The 17,359-nt window shown below is 61.2% G+C and carries 16 protein-coding genes and 1 tRNA gene; 9 read left to right on the top strand and 8 right to left on the bottom strand.

Annotated elements, in window-relative coordinates:
• Positions 1-98: 98 nt before the first annotated feature.
• On the bottom strand, positions 99-1,928 hold the full coding sequence (locus tag AC1RDJ_RS03930) for a hypothetical protein (RefSeq protein WP_493026541.1): 1,830 nt from the start codon (positions 1,926-1,928) through the stop codon (positions 99-101).
• Positions 1,929-2,205: 277 nt separating this feature from the next.
• Here AC1RDJ_RS03930 and radC point away from each other — a divergent pair, with 277 nt between their 5' ends.
• The 3 genes from radC (at position 2,206) to rpmG (ending at position 3,553) form a co-directional block, all read left to right on the top strand.
• Positions 2,206-2,880: a RadC family protein gene (gene radC, locus AC1RDJ_RS03925; RefSeq protein ID WP_493026564.1), complete on the top strand. Its 675-nt coding sequence runs from the start codon at positions 2,206-2,208 to the stop codon at positions 2,878-2,880.
• Positions 2,881-3,126: 246 nt separating this feature from the next.
• Complete coding sequence (gene rpmB, locus AC1RDJ_RS03920; protein WP_010400928.1) at positions 3,127-3,363, top strand: 50S ribosomal protein L28; 237 nt, start codon at positions 3,127-3,129, stop codon at positions 3,361-3,363.
• A 22-nt stretch (positions 3,364-3,385) separates the two neighbouring features.
• Complete coding sequence (gene rpmG / locus AC1RDJ_RS03915; protein ID WP_010400929.1) at positions 3,386-3,553, top strand: 50S ribosomal protein L33; 168 nt, start codon at positions 3,386-3,388, stop codon at positions 3,551-3,553.
• A gap of 140 nt (positions 3,554-3,693) precedes the next feature.
• Here the strand turns inward: rpmG and AC1RDJ_RS03910 are convergent, their stop codons facing one another.
• The 5 genes from AC1RDJ_RS03910 to AC1RDJ_RS03890 form a co-directional block, all read right to left on the bottom strand.
• Positions 3,694-4,863: a DesA family fatty acid desaturase gene (locus AC1RDJ_RS03910; RefSeq protein ID WP_442905893.1), complete on the bottom strand. Its 1,170-nt coding sequence runs from the start codon at positions 4,861-4,863 to the stop codon at positions 3,694-3,696.
• 172 nt (positions 4,864-5,035) lie between these two features.
• A complete protein-coding gene (locus AC1RDJ_RS03905; RefSeq protein WP_071322295.1) occupies positions 5,036-6,394 on the bottom strand; it encodes a mechanosensitive ion channel family protein in 1,359 nt (452 codons plus the stop codon).
• A gap of 122 nt (positions 6,395-6,516) precedes the next feature.
• Complete coding sequence (locus AC1RDJ_RS03900) at positions 6,517-7,836, bottom strand: RsmB/NOP family class I SAM-dependent RNA methyltransferase (RefSeq protein WP_493026540.1); 1,320 nt, start codon at positions 7,834-7,836, stop codon at positions 6,517-6,519.
• A 21-nt stretch (positions 7,837-7,857) separates the two neighbouring features.
• On the bottom strand, positions 7,858-8,466 hold the full coding sequence (purN, locus tag AC1RDJ_RS03895; RefSeq protein WP_071322293.1) for a phosphoribosylglycinamide formyltransferase: 609 nt from the start codon (positions 8,464-8,466) through the stop codon (positions 7,858-7,860).
• Between the two features lie 156 nt (positions 8,467-8,622).
• Positions 8,623-9,021, bottom strand: coding sequence for a barstar family protein (locus AC1RDJ_RS03890; protein WP_289885196.1), 399 nt, complete (start codon positions 9,019-9,021; stop codon positions 8,623-8,625).
• A gap of 401 nt (positions 9,022-9,422) precedes the next feature.
• Between AC1RDJ_RS03890 and AC1RDJ_RS03885 the strand changes: the two genes are divergently transcribed.
• From AC1RDJ_RS03885 to AC1RDJ_RS03865, 5 genes are all read left to right on the top strand, one after another.
• On the top strand, positions 9,423-9,935 hold the full coding sequence (locus AC1RDJ_RS03885; RefSeq protein ID WP_034747447.1) for a glycine zipper 2TM domain-containing protein: 513 nt from the start codon (positions 9,423-9,425) through the stop codon (positions 9,933-9,935).
• Positions 9,936-10,173: 238 nt separating this feature from the next.
• Positions 10,174-10,962, top strand: a complete 789-nt coding sequence (locus AC1RDJ_RS03880; protein ID WP_071322291.1) for a spermine/spermidine synthase domain-containing protein — start codon at positions 10,174-10,176, stop codon at positions 10,960-10,962.
• 47 nt (positions 10,963-11,009) lie between these two features.
• Positions 11,010-12,791, top strand: a complete 1,782-nt coding sequence (locus tag AC1RDJ_RS03875) for a GspE/PulE family protein (protein ID WP_493026539.1) — start codon at positions 11,010-11,012, stop codon at positions 12,789-12,791.
• A gap of 68 nt (positions 12,792-12,859) precedes the next feature.
• Positions 12,860-12,935: transfer RNA gene (locus tag AC1RDJ_RS03870), tRNA-Lys, on the top strand.
• A gap of 102 nt (positions 12,936-13,037) precedes the next feature.
• Complete coding sequence (locus tag AC1RDJ_RS03865; RefSeq protein WP_493026538.1) at positions 13,038-13,436, top strand: hypothetical protein; 399 nt, start codon at positions 13,038-13,040, stop codon at positions 13,434-13,436.
• Here AC1RDJ_RS03865 and AC1RDJ_RS03860 read toward each other — a convergent pair whose 3' ends face one another.
• Positions 13,437-13,904 (bottom strand): hypothetical protein, encoded by a 468-nt coding sequence (locus AC1RDJ_RS03860; RefSeq protein ID WP_493026537.1) that lies wholly within the window; start codon positions 13,902-13,904, stop codon positions 13,437-13,439.
• 39 nt (positions 13,905-13,943) lie between these two features.
• Positions 13,944-14,990 carry a lysozyme inhibitor LprI family protein gene (locus tag AC1RDJ_RS03855; RefSeq protein WP_493026536.1) on the bottom strand — a complete coding sequence of 349 codons (1,047 nt, stop codon included), beginning with the start codon at positions 14,988-14,990 and terminating at the stop codon, positions 13,944-13,946.
• Positions 14,991-15,163: 173 nt separating this feature from the next.
• Here AC1RDJ_RS03855 and AC1RDJ_RS03850 point away from each other — a divergent pair, with 173 nt between their 5' ends.
• Complete coding sequence (locus AC1RDJ_RS03850) at positions 15,164-17,311, top strand: prolyl oligopeptidase family serine peptidase (RefSeq protein WP_493026535.1); 2,148 nt, start codon at positions 15,164-15,166, stop codon at positions 17,309-17,311.
• Positions 17,312-17,359 lie beyond the last annotated feature (48 nt).

The raw sequence follows: 17,359 nt of genomic DNA, 5'->3' as shown, positions 1-17,359 counted from the left end.
AAAACGATATTGTAAGCCACACTGGCCGCGCCTGCCCCATGCCATCTCAGCGCGGCCATGCTTTTGTCAAAAAACATGGCCGCGCCCCCTGCCACCTGTCAGACGTTGACGTACGTCAACCCGCCAGGCGTGCTGGCGTGATTCCCGAAGCCCGAACTGTCTTCCAGGTTGCCGTCGAGCTTCCAGCGCCCCACGGGCCTGTGCACGATGCCGTACTGGCCATAGTCATACACTTCCTTCGGCGTCAACACGCGGTCGTACAGGATGACATCGGACAACTGCCAGGCGGGTGCGCCCTGCTCCAGCGCATGCACGGGGCGGCCGATCACCAGGGGCGTGGCGGCGGCATTCACAAATGGCTTCGCCATCTTGCTGCCCTGGTACATGAGAAAATCGTCGACATACAGGCTGATGGAACCATCATGCTTGACGGTGTAGGTACAGCGCAGCCAGCGGTTGGCAATATCCACCTTCACGCCGTGACCATTGCTGTTGGCGCCCAGGCCATGCTCTCCCTGGTTATTCCATAGATGCAGGAAAGTAGTGATGTCGTTCTGCGTGGTAATAAACTTTTGCAGGAGCGCCCAGCCTTTTTTATCCGACTGACGCTTGATGAAAGCCAGTTCAATGTCCTTGATCGAGGAAAAAGCCTGCTGCCGGATGCCATACGACAGGGAAAAATCCGCACTCTCGTAGCGCGCGGACGACGGCACGGTGAGCATGAGGCCAGGCTGGAATTGCAAGGTCTTCGTCACGCCGAAACAGGGCATGGGCGGCGCGGGGCGGATGGCGTCCTCGCCGCGCAAGGCGTTCCAGACGGGCGTACGGTAATTCGTCTTCAATGGCGTTTCAGCCTCGACCAGGTTCAAGCCTTCCTTTTCCATGGTGGTCCCCGCATTCCAGGCCCAGTAGCACGCCAGCTGCACGCCCGTACGGCGTATGGCGCTCAACAGGGCATGCAGGTTGTCTTGCCGCTCGGTATCCTGCAAGGCCAGCTCTTGCTTTTTCGACAGGCCGAAACTGCCGATGTAATACGGCTTGCCCAAGGCCTTGGCCGCACGCTGCATCACTTGCAGATAGGCGAGCGAGGAGGAAACAAAATCAGCGGGCAACTCCGTATTGTCATCGAGGGCGCTGCTCACATATTCATTGCCCAGGAACAGATTTTCGCAAATGCAATCGACCGGATCTGGATTCATCAAGGGCAGGGTTTCCGTGATGTATTGCTGTAAAGAGCCTTGGCGGGGCGAGGTATGGGCAATGCCGACATTGCCGGAGGAAATCATACGGCCCAGCGCATCGTTGTCGCGCAGTATCTGCGCCGTTTCCTGAATCACGGCATTGACGGTATGGACTCCCAGGTTCTTGATGATCTGCAATTCCTGCGCCGCCATCCAGCCGGCGATGCCTGCATGGCTGGCGTAGCGCAAGGCGAATGCCCTGGCAAAGGCACGCATGTAGTTGCGCGTCTTCGATTGCGCATTGCTCAGTTCCGCGACAACGTTGCTCCCCTCGCCCACCAGTTCCGGCACGGCCGCCGGATTCCAGAATGGACAGGCGATGATGCCGATGCCATGGGCCAGCGCGCAGTCGAGCAGCGCCTGCACCGCGGCCAAGTATGTCTTGTTGATATTCAGCGTCACGACCGTGTTGTCGGAAGCAAATTCCGGCATGCCGACAACGTAGTCCCACACCTGGTGGCCCGTGCCGTTTGCCACTCTGCCGTTAAATGGCGCCACCATCACCTGGATGTACTTGACACCGTTGGCCGCGAGGTAGGGCAAATCGGCCGGGTAGTCGGGATTGCCGTCATTCGTGGCGGCCGTCGCGGCGGGACTCCAGGCGCGACGCTCCAGGTAGGCATGCGAATTGAGGCCGATGCCGCTGACCTTGCCCGTGTTGACGCCGGCGGCGTTGAACTCTTGCATGACTCCGTTGATAACTTTGATATATGGCATGACTGTTCCTGCGAAACTAAGTGGAAGACATTGAGTTCAGGGCCCTGACTCCCCGCCGCTGCAACTTGCATAGAGTGCAACGACAGGCAAATGATAGCGCCTGAAAATGGCCATTCCGGGCATCTTGGTTTTTGTTTTTTTGCCATGATCTGACAGGAAGACGAGCTAGCGCAGCATGGCCGCAGCAGAACCACGCGACAATCGTCGGCAGGCGCCGCCACTACCTGAATGCGGCATGGGAGGCATGATGGGCATCAAGGATTGGCCTGCCGGAGAACGGCCGCGCGAACGCCTGATCGAGGATGGCGCGCACTCGCTGTCGGACGCGGAATTGCTGGCCGTGTTCCTGCGCACGGGCGTGCGCGGCAAGAGCGCCGTGGAATTGGCGCGCGACACGGTCGAGCACTTCGGTTCCTTGCGTGGGCTGTTTGGCGCCAGTCTCGTGAATTTTTCCGCCGTGCACGGCATGGGCAGCGCCAAGTTTGCCCAACTGCAAGCCGTGCTGGAACTGGCGCGGCGCGCCATCATCGAGGATTTGCAGGCGGGGCAAGCCCTCAATTCGCCGCACGCCGTGAAGGACTATCTGCGCCTGACCCTGGGCCACCTGGCGCATGAAGCGTTCCATGTGTTGTTTTTGGACGTCAAGAACCGTTTGATCGCCACCCAGGAAATGTTTCGCGGCACCCTCACCCACACCAGCGTGTATCCGCGCGAAGTGGTCAAGCAGGCGCTGCTGCACAATGCGGCCAGCGTCATGCTGGCCCACAATCACCCTTCCGGCACGCCGGAACCGAGCGAATCGGACTTGCTGCTGACGTGCGCGCTGGTGCAGGCCCTGTCGCTGGTCGACGTGCGCATCCTCGACCATTTCGTCGTTGCTGGGCGGCAAGTGCATTCGTTTGCCGAGCATGGCCAACTCTAGGCCGCGCGCGGTCCCGACGCAGTTAACCATGTGTAAACAAGGACATACGTAAAAACAACAGCATGCTTATCTAACAGTAAACAACGGTGTTTACCAGCGTTTTCCCTATGAGAAATCGCAAAAGTCAAATTGTTAAATAAATTCACAACAACAAGACACAATTGTTTTTCGCAAGTCATTGATAAATCGGCTTATTTTGGATATACTCTCGTTTTTCCAATTTGGAATATCTTTAAGGAGTGCGCCATGGCACGTGTTTGCCAAGTCACTGGGAAGAAGCCGATGGTCGGCAACAATGTTTCCCATGCAAACAACAAAACCAAACGTCGTTTTTTGCCTAACTTGCAGAATCGTCGTATTTTTGTTGAATCTGAAAACCGCTGGGTCTCCCTGCGTTTGTCCAACGCCGGTCTGCGCGTCATCGATAAAGTCGGCATCGACGCCGTATTGGTCGATATGCGCGCTCGTGGCGAAAAAGTCTAATTAGCAGAATAAGGGAGCTATCATGGCAAAATCAGGCCGCGACAAAATCAAGTTAGAATCGACCGCCGGTACGGGTCACTTCTACACGACTACCAAAAACAAGCGTACGACGCCTGCGAAAATGGAGATCATGAAATTCGATCCTAAAGCACGCAAGCACGTAACGTACAAAGAAACCAAGATCAAGTAATTGATACTGTGTTCTGTAAAAAGAGCCGCTCCGATGAGCGGTTTTTTTTCGTCCTGATTTTAGGCCATCCCCTCACCCGCTTTCCCGGGACGAAAAAAAGGCCCTGGAATCCAGGGCCTCGATAGGCTGCGGCAGCTCAATCAGGCATAACTGCGCAGGCGCAAGGAAAAGTCTTGCAGCGACTTGATGCCCGACGCTTCGGCGCGCGCGCACCAGTCTTGCAGCTTGTGCAGCAATTGCTCGCGCGTAAAGTGCGAACGCTCCCAGATGGCGCCCAGTTCCACGCGCATATGGTGCATGGTTTCCAGTGCCTTGCTGTGCTGGAACAATTCCGACAGCTGTTCATGGTGCGCGTCGGCCAGCTTGCCCGGTTCGCGCTGCATCAGCTTGCGCGACGACTTCAGGAAGCGCTTTTCCAGTTCGGCCTTGTGCTTCAAGTGTTCCAGTTCTTCCTTCCACGCATGCTTGATCGATTTCGCATACTTGGCCATCACGTCGTAGCGGTTGGCGATGACGGACTGCAAGGTCTCGAAGTCCGCTTCCAGCTTGCCGTGGGAAAACTTCGGCTCCGGCGCCAGTTTCTTCACCTTGGCCAGGCCCAGCATTTCCAGCGCGCGGATATAAGCCCAGCCGATATCGATTTCATACCACTTCGACGACAGCTTGGCCGACGTCGCATACGTATGGTGATTGTTATGCAACTCTTCGCCACCGATCAGGATACCGAAGGGAATGATGTTGGTGGCCGCGTCCGCGCAGTCGTAGTTGCGGTAGCCCCAGTAATGGCCGATGCCGTTGATGATGCCGGCCGCCGTGATGGGGATCCACATCATTTGCACGGCCCATACGGAGATGCCGATCACGCCGAACAGGATGAAATTGATGACGAACAGCGAGACGACGCCCAGCCAGCTGTATTTCGTGTACAGGTTGCGCTCGATCCAGTCCGTCGGCGTGCCGTGGCCGTACTTGGCCATGGTTTCCATGTTCTTCGATTCAGCGCGGTACAGCTCGGCGCCTTCCCAGAAGACTTTCTTGATACCGCGCGTTACCGGGCTGTGCGGATCTTCTTCCGTATCGCACTTGGCGTGGTGCTTGCGGTGGATGGCCGCCCATTCCTTGGTGACCTGGCCCGTCGTCAGCCACAGCCAGAAACGGAAGAAATGGCTGGGGATCGCATGCAATTCCAGCGCGCGGTGAGCCTGGTGGCGGTGCAAATAAATCGTGACGCTGGCGATCGTGATATGCGTGACCACCATGGTGTACAGGAAAACTTGCCATGCGGACAGATCGGTAATGCCAGTTGCCATGAACTGCAAAACGTCGTGTAAAACGGAACTCAATGTCATTACTACTACTCCAAGTGGACAGGGCGTGCGCACGGTCGCTCCAGTTGCTCTGGAGGTCCGGCAGAGTTAATTTTAGGCGTGATTGTACGCCCTAATGGGTGCGATCAGGCAAAAACGGAGGCAGGCAGCGAGGTTAAGGCTGGGTGCCGGATGGCGCGGACTCACCCTCTGCCGCGCCGACGAGCGGGGCAGGAGGCGTACCCACAATACGCAATTCGCGTTGCGGGAAAGGTACAGAGACCTTCTGTTCCTGCAAGGTGCGCCAGATGGCGCGGTTCACATTCGACTTCACGCCGCCGGTGCCGTTTTCCGGGTCCGCGATCCAGAAACCGATCTGCAGATCCAGGCCGTCGGCGCCGAAACGCACGAGGGTAACGGATGGCGGATTACTTTGCGACACGCGCGGCACGCTGGCCGCAGCCGCTTCCAGCAAGGGGAAGATGGCGTCGAGGTCCGTTTCATAGCCCACCGACACGGCGGTCGACAGCCACACCATGCGGTTACTCAGCGACATGTTCTGCACGCCGCCGGAAATCAGCATTTCATTCGGCACGATGGATTCCACGCCATCGCCACCCAATAACACAGTATAGCGCGTATTGATCTGCGTGACTTTGCCCGTGAATTGGCCGACGGTAATCATGTCGCCGATGGTCAGGCTGCGGTCGAGCAGGATGATGAAGCCGGAAACGAAGTTGGCGGCGATCTTTTGCAAGCCGAAACCGAGCGCCACGCCGAAGGCGCCGCCGAATACGGACAACACCGTCAGGTCGATGCCCACCAGCGACAGGCTGATCAGGACGGAAACGAGGATCAGCACGGCGCGGCCCATGCGCGACATGACCACGCGCAAGGAGGTATGCAGGCCCTGCATTTTCATCAGGCGCTCGTCGAGCGAGGTGCCGGCCCACATGGCCAGCACCAGCAGCACGGCCACGGAAATAGCGGCTTGCAAGATGGCAGCCACGGAAACCTTGTTGCGGCCCAGCGGCACGACGATACTCTCCAGGAAAGCATGCAACTCTGGCCACAAGCCCGTGATATACAGGGCCATGCCGGCCCACACGACGACGGTAAATACCTTTTCCAGCAACAGCATGGTCGGGCTGATCTCGCCGTGGCGGGCAAAGATACGGCGCAGCACGTAAAAACCGAAGCGCACCAGCGCCATCGAGGTGCACAGGGGAATGGCGATATTGAGCAAATTCACCGACTGGAATTTGGCCAGGAAGTGTTGCGCAATGCCCAGCAGCATGGCCGCCAGCACGGGCGTGAGGATGCGGATGAAACTGTCCGTGCGCTGCAGCGTTTCCGGCGTGGCCGGCGTCGTCGCCGCTTCCGCCCGCTTGTGCAGGAATTCACGCAACTGCCGCACCAGCAGCCAGCTCAAGGCCAGGCAGGCGACGATCGCCAGCGCCTGCCACAGGATGGCCGGTTGGCGGAAATCGTCGACAAAGTCGGTGATCAGGTTCAGCAGTGGGGTTTCATTCATGGCGCAGGCGGTCCGGAAGGTGGGACAGAAGTGATACGGATGGGCATCTAGCCCATGCCGCCAGGCCGGCTGGCGGCATTGCGTGGCCGCCGCTGCGGGAGCGGCGGCGGCCCGTGACAGGCTTACTCGGCAGGTTCAGCGTCAACGTCGTCGGCCGGTTTTTCATCGGCGTAGACTTTTTTCGGCATGACCTTGCGTTCGAACACAGCGGCAAAGAAGCCGTCGGTCTGGTGCAGGTGCGGCAGCAATTTCAGGTAATCGCCCATTTCCAGCTCGATCTTCTGTTCCGCCAGCACCTTGCTCATCGGCACCAGGGTGAAGTCGGGATGGGCGGCCAGGAATTGCTCGGCGATAAAATCGTTTTCTTCGTTGAGGAAGCTGCAGGTGGCGTACACCAGGCGGCCGCCGCCCTTGACCAGGCGCGCCGCGCCGGCCAGGATCGCCGCCTGCTTGGCTTGCAGTTCAACGATGGAATTCGGCTGCTGGCGCCATTTCACGTCCGGATTGCGGCGCAGGGTGCCCAGGCCGCTGCATGGCGCGTCGACCAGCACGCGGTCGATCTTGCCGGCCAGGCGCTTGATCTTGGCATCGCGCTCATGCGCGATCTGCACCGGATGCACGTTCGACAGGCCGCTGCGGGCCATGCGCGGCTTCAGCTTGGCCAGGCGTTTTTCGGATACGTCGAATGCGTACAGACGGCCCGTGTTGCGCATCAGCGCGCCCAGCGCCAGGGTCTTGCCGCCCGCGCCGGCGCAGAAGTCGACCACCATCTCGCCGCGCTTGGCGCCGACGATCTGCGACAGGATCTGGCTGCCTTCATCTTGCACTTCGATGGCGCCGCTCTGGAACAGGGGCAGGTTTTGCAGCGATGGCTTCTTGATCACGCGCAAGCCCAGCGGGGCAAACGGCGTCGGCGTGCTGAGGATCGGCGCTTCGGCCAGGGCCAGCATCACGTCTTCACGCGTGGCCTTGAGCGAGTTGACGCGCAGGTCCAGCGGCGCCGGCGCGTTCAGCGCATCGGCCAGCAGCATGGTTTCAGCTTCGCCGAACTGGGCGATCAGCTTGTCGAACAGCCAGGTCGGCATGTTGGCGCGCATGTTCGGCGGCATCAGGTTGCGGTCGATCTGCGTGATGCGTTCCAGCCATTCCACTTCCTCTTCCGTCAGGCCGCCCAGCGAATCGGCGCCGACGGCTTCGGCCAGGCCGAGGATGGTCAGGCGGCGCATGGTGGGGCCGTTGCCCGCTTCGGCGAAGTCGGTGAAGAACGATTTGTTGCGCAGCACGGCATAAATGCCTTCGGCGATGGCGCCCCGCTCGCGCGAACCGAGGCGCGGATGGTCGCGGAAATAGCGCGACAGGGTGGTGTCGGCCGGGGCCGTGAAACGTAAAATTTCGCGCAATACTTCTTCAGCATTGGCAAGTATCGCTGGTGGCAATCTCATTGTTATTTTTCCTGTAATATTTTATTGAGGGTCCACGCGGACCTGGCCATGCTCGACTGACAGTTTATCGTCAATGAACAGGCGGATGGCGCGCGGGTAAAGCAGATGTTCCTGTACCAGCACGCGCGCCGATAAGCTTTCTTCTGTGTCGCCTGGCAAGACGGGCACCACCGCGCTCGCCACGGCAGGGCCATGGTCGAGCTCGGCAGTTACGAAATGCACGGTCGCGCCGTGTTCCGTCACGCCCGCCTCGAGCGCCTGGCGATGCGTCGCCATGCCCGGGAACAGCGGCAGCAGCGACGGGTGGATATTCAGCATGCGCCCCGCATAATGCTCGACGAATGGCGCAGTCAGGATGCGCATGAAACCGGCCAGCACGACCAGGTCGGGGGCAAAGCCGTCGACAGCGGCTTGCAGCGCCGCATCGAACTGCTCGCGGCTGGCATAATCCTTGTTGGCAACGACAGCGGTCGCTATCCCATGTTCCGCGGCAAAAACCAGTCCCTGGGCATCGGCCCGGTTACTGATGACGGCGGCAATACGGGCTGGCCATTGCTCGGCTTGCGCCGCGCGCACGACCGCTTCCATGTTGCTGCCGCGTCCGGAAATGAGGATAACGATATTTTTCATAGCGCGCATTGTACCCGCTATGGCGATGCGAATCTAGAAAGGCCGGCATTATTGTTGCGGCGCAACATAAGCGCAGGAGCGCTGCCATTGCCCGCACGGCGTGCCTGCCGCGCTCGCGCCAGGCCGATTTTTCTGCACTACAGCGCGAGTAAGTCTTTACTCAAACGAATAGAAGACGCGGAACGGGACTTTCTTTTCGGCCCAGTAGTCGGCCGCGTCGCGGAACACGTCGAGCAGGATCTCGCGCGCTTCCTTGTCGAATTTTTGCGTATTTGGCAATTGCTCGAGCACCACCAGGAAACCCGTCTGCGGACCGGCCTTGTACATGGTGTCCGTCAGACACAGACGCAGCGCGTCGAAATTCTTCGCCAGATTTTTCGGAAACAGGAATGCTTCTGCAATAATGCCGATGACTTGTTGTTTGGTCTGCCCAGCGTGGCAATGCGCATATAAAAAGTGCTGCCCGAGACGAATCGCCTCGTCTTGTAATTCGGTCACGCGAAAGGCACGGATGGACTGGACAAGGTTGGGCGGCACGGTTAGTAACAAACTCATTTTTCCCTCAAATCGACCTGTTATGTATGGATCTCTTCTAGTTGCTCGTCTTATTGCATCCCCGCACGCGGGTCAATGCGCACGCGGTGATTCGATCTGTATCAACTTTTATGCGATTCAGTGCGATTTTATATAAGCCATACGCGTATTAGGGTAACGTGTTGTCCTGCATGAATCAACCCGAATATGATGTCAAACGCAAGATTTGTTACAAACCGCCGGTTTCAAGTCATTTCAACATCTTGTATCGATTGAAAGTGCATGTTACAGACTGTGGGGCGAGGGGCTTGGGCTGTTACATTTTGTTGCCAGGCGAAACACAAGTATCGGTCCGGCGGGATTACTATAGTCCCAAGTTGTAAAAAATACCCTGAAAGATTCTCTACATAACGAGGTTACAAATGAACTTGCAAGCCAAATTGATGATGTCAGCCCTTTGTATCGGTGCATTGCCACTCGCCCAGGCCGCCGACTTTGAAGATTTCGGCAAGGTCGTGCGCGTCGTGCCGCAAGTCGAACAGATCAATCGTCCACGCCAGGAATGCCGTACGGAATACGTGCAGGTACAGGCGCCGCCGCAACAGCGCAGCGCTGGCGGCTCCATCGTCGGCGGTATCGCCGGCGCCCTGCTCGGCAGCCAGGTCGGCGGCGGCAATGGCCGCACGGCCGCCGCGGCAGCGGGCGCGATTGCCGGTGCCGTCGTCGGCGACCGCGTCGACAACCAGAACAACTACCAGGGCGGCGTGCAGGAACAAGCCGTCAAGCAATGCCGTCAGGTCGACCACTGGGAAAGCCGCAACAATGGCTACCAGGTCACGTACGACTATCGCGGCCGCAACTACACGAGCATCATGTCCTACGATCCGGGCGAGCGCATCCGTCTGCGTGTCTCCATCGAACCCGCTCAGCAGTAACGCCTGACCCAAGCTGCTGCGCGTCGGCATAGGCGGCCTGTGATGCTCACCGGCTTGGCGCCCCCGTACTGAGTACGGGGGCGCTTCTCGGCCACCTCCGCCATCCGCTCGCTCCGCTTCTGCCTGGCGTCGTTACTCAGCAGTTTAAAAATGCCGGCCCCATGTGCTTCTCATGGGTCCGGCATTTTTTATGCCGCCCCGGCACGGGCTATAATGCGGCACACTTTCAGGCCGCCTTATGCTTATCAAACGAAAATCCATCGAACAAGTCGAATCCTCGCGCCCTGCGCGCAAGCCCCGCTACGCCCCTGTCACCCTGTCGGAAATGGATGGCGTGCGCTATCTGCATTTCGGCACGGAATGGGTGCAGGGCGCCATGCGCATCCGCAAGCCGGACTGGCCGGAACTCGAATATGCGCAGCAGATGATGGCCTGGATGCTGTGGATCAAGGAACCGCAGCGCCTCGCCCAGCTGGGCCTGGGCACGGCCGCGCTGACCAAATTCTGCTACCGCCAGTTCCCGCAGGCGCAAGTCGAGGCCATCGAGCTGAACCCGTCCGTCATCACGATCTGCGCCTCGATGTTCAAGCTGCCGCCCAACGACGAGCGCCTGCACGTGCGCGAAATGGATGCGCTCAACTATGTCAACGATGCAGCCAACCATGGCACGCTGGACGCCCTGCAGGTGGACCTGTATGACGCCACGGCGCGCGGCCCCGTGCTCGACAGCGCCGATTTCTATGCCGCCTGCTGCGCCTGCCTGGCGCCGCACGGCATCATGACGGTGAACCTGTTTGGCGACCACCCCAGCTACGCCAAGAACATCAAGGCGATGAAGTTTGCGTTTGCACAGGTGGTCTGCCTGCCGGAAGTCCATGATGGGAACGTGGTGGCGATCGCGTTCAAGACGAAAGTGGCACTCGATGCCGAGGCGCAAGCCGCCTTGCTCGAGCGCGCCAAGCAGATCGTCGCCGACACCAAGCTGCCCGCCAAGAGCTGGGTCAAGGGCATTGTCAGCACGCTGTAAGCGCCGGCATGTCCACGCGAGGCCGGCAGCCTTGAAAGGCGCCGGCCATGCCCTCCTCCCTCCCTGCCACAGCCACCGCGAGCGCCACGCTGGACTTGCCGCACCTGCTGCGCTGGCTGCAGGACGATGGCGTGCTCGATGCGGCGCAGGCGGCCACCATCCGCACCCACGCCGGCTTGCTCTCCGCGCCCCCCATCCATCCACTGTGCCATGTGGCCGATTGCCGGCTGTGCTCGGCCCTGGCGCCGCATGCCCTGCTCACGCTCGATGCCCTGTGTGCCTGGCTGGCGCAGCGCGTGGCCCTGCCCTATCTGCGCATCGATCCCCTGCACATCGATTTCAGCCAGGTGGCCGACGTCATGACGGCCGGCTATGCGGCCCGCTTCAACATCCTGCCCGTGGACAGCACGCCGGAACGCATCGTCATCGCCACCGCCCAGCCGTATGCGCTTGCCTGGCAGGCGGAACTGGGGACTGTGGCGCCACGCAAGCTGAGCCTCGTCATCGCCAACCCGCTGCACATCGCCGATGCCATCGCGCAATTTTTCAGCCTGGCCAGCGCAGTCAAGGTGGCGCGGCAAGCGTCCACGCAAGACCTGGCGCTGCGCCACAATATGGAACAGCTGGTGGAGCTGGGGCGCAACAAGGCCAGCCTCGACGCCAACGACCAGCACGTGGTGCGCATCGTCGACTGGCTGTGGCAATACGCGTTTGAGCAGCGCGCCTCCGACATCCACCTGGAGCCGAAGCGCGACGCGGGCCTCGTGCGCCTGCGCATCGACGGCATGCTGCACCAGGCTTACCAGGTGCCGCCCGTGGTGCTGCTGGCCATGACGGCGCGCATCAAGCTGCTCGGACGCATGGACGTGGTGGAAAAGCGCCGCCCGCAGGATGGCCGCATCAAGACGCGCAATGCGCAGGGACAGGAAATCGAGCTGCGCCTGTCGACCCTGCCCACGGCCTTCGGTGAAAAGCTCGTCATGCGCATCTTCGATCCCGAGATCGCCATCAAGAGCCTGGCCGACCTGGGCTTCCCGCCTGCCGATGCGCAACGCTGGCAACAGTTGACGGCGCGCACGCATGGCATCGTGCTGGTGACGGGGCCCACGGGCTCGGGCAAGACCACTACCCTGTACAGTACGCTGAAGGCGCTGGCCAGCAGCGCCGTCAATGTGTGCACGGTGGAAGACCCCATCGAAATGGTCGAGCCGGCCTTCAACCAGATGCAGGTGCAGGCCGAGCTGTCGTTTGCCGATGGCGTGCGGGCGCTGATGCGGCAAGACCCCGACATCATCATGGTGGGCGAAATCCGCGACCTGGCCACGGCCGAGATGGCCATCCAGGCGGCCTTGACGGGCCATTTGGTGCTGTCGACCCTGCACACCAACGATGCGCCCTCGGCCGTCATGCGCCTGCTGGAGCTGGGCTTGCCCGCCTACTTGCTGGAAGCCAGCCTGATCGGCGTGCTGGCGCAGCGCCTGCTGCGCTGCCTGTGCGCCGACTGCAAGCAACCGGATGCGGCGCCGGGCGCGGCGCAATGGCACAGCCTGGCCAATGGCCAGCTGGCGCTCCCGGCAAGCGTATATCGTCCCATCGGCTGCGCCGCGTGCCGGCACAGCGGCTACCGTGGCCGCGCCGGCATCTACGAGCTGCTCGGCGTGACGGAAGCGTTCGGCCAGCTGATCAAGTCCGGCGCCGACCTGCACGCGCTGCGCCGCCAGAGCATCCTCGACGGCATGACGCCACTGCGCATCGCCGGCGCGCACAGGATACGCGACGGCAGCACCAGCATCGAGGAAGTGCTGAAGCTCACGGCGGCCCTGCATTGAGCCATCTACATTTTCGTGCAGGAATGCTTTGCATTCTTTTTCAACTGATATATAATGCGGCCTCTTTCGGGTCGTTAGCTCAGCTGGTAGAGCAGCGGACTTTTAATCCGTTGGTCGCAGGTTCGAATCCCGCACGGCCTACCACGAATGCGCAGTACCAAAAAGCCCATCCTCACGGATGGGCTTTTTGCATTTCCAGCCCCAGGGTTATACTGGCGTCTCGTCCCGCCAGTCCGAAAGAAACGCATGAAACCTGCCGCCTTCCTCCTCCTGGCCACCGCGTGCCTGTCCGCGCAAGCGCAAACGCCGATCGTGCTCGATGGCCAGTACAGCGCGCGCACGGATGAAATGAGCCTGGAGATCATCGGCAAACGCGTCTGCTTCGCGCCCGACAAGGCGCAGTGGGGACGCCTGCCCCGCCCCGCGGCCGCGCACGATGCGTGGTTCTGTTTCAGTAACGACGCCGAGGCGCGCCGCCTGCTGCGCGTGCCCGCGCGCCAGGCCGACAATTGCGGCTGGCAAGCGCGCGCCCGCATCGTCATCGACACCTATCAGCCCTATGTGGAACAGGGCGACGGCAACGACATGGCGCATCTGGCATCGGTGGTCAAGGTGGCCCAGCCGAACGCCATCGCCTGCGAGTAATCAGCCCAGTTCGTATTCCTGCAGATAGCGGGCGAACAGGTCGCCATCGGCCAGCGGACACGCAAACCCCGCGCCCCAGTCGGCCAGCAGCAAGCGCTCCTTCAAGGGCAGCAGCAACAGTTGCGGCATGCCATCGCTGCACCACAGGTCGCACACGATGCCCTTGTCGTCCAGGCCGGCAAACAGGGTTTCCGTCTGCTCGCCGCCAAAGGCCAGCACATTCTTGCATTCCACGCGGTAACTGCTGTAGCCCGTGTAGACGGCGTCGTAGGGTGGCAAGGCATCGGCCAGCGCCAGCCGCAGCTGATCGGCCGTGAGGCCCAGCGCGGACAGCGGCGACGGCGGCGCCTCGGGCACATACATCTCCGTCCAGCCGGCGCCGCTGCGGTGCGCATCGGCAAACGCCTGCTGCTCGCCCATCTGCGTCAAACAGTGCTGCAGGTTATCCAGCGGCAGCAGTTCGATCATGCAAAAATCATCTTCGTGGTAATACGCTTCCCGCATTTTTTAATTCTCCAGCAAGTCTTGCAGTTGCACATTACGCCGCGACATCAGGCGGCCAGCCCACGTCTCGCTGGTGACGGACGGATAGCGCACGGCGCCGAAATTCATCCAGGCATCGCGATACGCCAGCCACAGGCGTTGCGTGGCGCGGATGCCATCCTTGCCGACAGCGCCCGCATAGGTCGCCGCCGGCTTTTTCATCAGCTTGCCGTAGATGGCGTTGAGCTCCTTGTCGAGCGCGGCCGCCTGCTCCTTGGACATGCTTGCCGGCAGCTTGCCCGCCTCGTAGTCGCGCAGATCGTGTGCCAGCAAATCGAGCTCGGCCGTGCGGGCTGCGATGCTCAGGGCGGCGCGCGCCGTGCCGCTCAAGTCCGTTTCATGGGCCGCGCGCGCGTCGGCAAACTTGCCCGCCGCCGCCTGCAGTTTTTGCAGCGACGCCTGCGCCACGGCAGGCATCGCTTCGCTCGCCTTGCCCGTTGCCTGCGCGCGCACGCGCTGCTTCTGGCGCGCATCGATGGCGCTGCACACGCCCATCATGTAGCCGCTGGTGATGTCGTCGCACAGGTCGATCATGCCGCGCCCGCTGGCGTTAATCTGTTGCAAGTGTTCGATGCGGCCCTGCATCTCGGCCGGCGCCGAATCGATGCTGCACGCATACTTGAGCGACAGCAGCGTATCCTTCTGCACGCCCTGGCCGTTCTGGTACAGCATCATCAGCACGGCGCTGTTCTGTGTGGCCAGGGCGCAATGGCGCACGGGACGCCAGTCGGCGGGCTTGGGCGAGGACATACTCTTGGTATCGTAATACAGGTCCGTCGCCTGGCACTGCTGCAAGGCGGTCACGGCGGACGGCGCCGGCAAGTCGGCCGGCGGCGGCGCACTATCCTTGACCTTCAGGCAAGCGGCATACCAGGCCGTGCTTTCCGCGTGGCCCACGCCCATGGCGCTGGTATTCGGGTATGGCGCGGCAGCGGCGGCAAGCGCCTGGGTTGCCAGCAGCGCGCCCGCACCCAGCAATACCGTTTTCAATAAAGGTAGACAAATTTTCATGTTCAGGCAGCGCCAGCGTGAGTAAAGCGGCAAGTTTAACTGATCGGATACGCGTGGCCCGTCCGCCACGCGCGCGGCAGCCTGGTAAGTAACGGTTCATGGCCTTGGCAGTGCAGGAAACGATGGGCAATAATGTTGCCCGCTGTACTTTTTTCACTTCCCGGACCACGCCCATGACCTTACCCCGTCTTCGCCGTTCCATCGGCTCCCTGCTGATCGCAGCGGCCTGCGCCTCGCTCGCCCACGCCGCCGATACCACGCCTGCGTCGCCAGTTGCCGCCACGCAAACGAATGCCAAACACGCCATCACGCATGAAGACGTATGGCTGATGAAACGGGTCGGCGCACCCGTCGCCAGCCCGGACGGACGCTGGGCCGTGTTTTCCGTCGTCGACAGCGCCTACGACAGCAAGGATCAATGGTCGGACCTGTGGATCAAGTCGCTGCTTGACGACAGCCCGGCGCGCCGCCTGACCTACTCCAAGGGCGGCGAAGGCGCCGTCGCCTGGTCGCCGGACAGCCGCCAGCTGGTGTTTGTCGCCAAGCGCGACGGCGATGAAGCGGGCCAGATCTACCGCCTCGACGTGGCCAACGGCGGCGAAGCGCAACGCCTGACCTCGCTGACCCTGGGCGCCCGCATGCCGAAATGGAGCCCCGATGGCAAGCAATTGCTGTTCATCAGCGATATCTACCCTGGCAACAAGACGGAAAGCGACGTCAAGCAAAGCGCGAAAGAGCGCAAGGACCGCAAATACAGTGCCCGCTCGTATGAAACGACGGCGCCACGCTATTTCGACAAATGGCTGACCGACAAGCAGGTGCGCCTGTTCATCGTCGACGCGCAGCCTGAGGCCGCGCCGCGCGACATCCTGTCGGGCACGCAACTGGTCACCCTGCCGGGCTTTGGCGGCGGCCAGGGCGATGAAGGACAATCGCTGGACGCCGTCTGGACACCGGACGGCAAGGCTGTCGTCTTCAACGCGGCCACCAACCGCGATGCGGCCCAGCGCGAAGCCGTGTATTCGCAATTGTATTTGCTGCCCGTGGCGGGCGGCGAGGCGCAGCGTTTGACGCAGGACAAGCATAGCTACGGTTCCCTGAAGTTCGCGGCCGACGGCAAGACCCTGTTTGCCTTGAGCGATGCGCAAACGCCGGGCAAGGTGTATGACGTGAAACGCCTGGCCAGCTTCGCCTGGCCCATGAGCAGCCCGGCGCCGACGATACTGACGGCCAAGCTGGACCGTTCGATTTCCCGCTACGTGCTGCCGGAAGGCGGCAAGCGGATCATCTTCAGCTATGAACATGCGGGCCTGGAAAAGCTGTACTCGATCGACGCCAGGGGCGGCGACGTGCGCGACGAGGCTTCCCTGCCAACGGGTACCATCAACTCGCTGAGCAGCGGCGGCAAGGCTTTGGTCGGCGTGTGGGAATCGGCCATCAACCCGCCGGAAATCTATGCGTTCAACGGCCGGCAGCCGAAGCGCCTGACGGCCTTCAACACGGACAAGGCGGACAAGATCGACTGGCGGGCGCCCGAGCATTTCTGGTTCACGACGGCCGACGGCCGCCAGATCCACAACATGCTCGTCAAGCCGGCCAATTTCGACCCGAACAAGAAATACCCGCTGTTTACCGTCATCCACGGCGGCGCGGCCAGCATGTGGCGCGACCAGTTCGTGCTGCGCTGGAACTACCACTTGCTGGCCAAGCCCGGTTATGTCGTGCTGCTGACCGACTACAAGGGCTCCACCGGCTACGGCGAGGAATTCTCGCGCTCGATCCAGTTCGACCCATTGAAGGGCCCGGGCGACGAAGTCAACCAGGGCGTCGATGAAGCCATCAAGAAATACCCCTTCATCGACGGCACGAAACTGGCCGCTGGCGGCGCCAGCTATGGCGGCCACCTGGCCAACTGGCTGCAGGCGACCACCACGCGCTACAAGGCCATCGTCTCGCACGCGGGCGAAATGGATCTCATCATGCAATGGGGCACCAGCGATGGCGGTTTCGGCCGTGAAACGAATGCGGGCGGCCCCGTCTGGTCGAACCTGCCCGTGTGGCGCGATCAAAGCCCGGTCATGCAAGCGGGCAATCACGAAAAAGGCACGGGTTTCACGACGCCTATCCTGATCACCGTGGGCGAACTCGACTACCGCGTGCCCGCTAACAATGCCTTGATGAACTTTGCCGTTCAACAACGCCTGAACGTGCCGGCCAAGTTGCTCGTCTTCCCGGACGAAAACCACTGGATACTGAAGGGCGAGAACAGCCGCTTCTTCTACAGCGAAGTCGAGGGCTGGCTGGCGAAATACCTGAAATAATCCTGCCGCGTACTTCTTGAAAAGCCAGGCTCCGCTCACGCGGGCCTG

Source organism: Janthinobacterium sp. GW822-FHT07H10, assembly GCF_058798675.1.
This window is presented reverse-complemented; position numbering and strand designations above follow the sequence as displayed.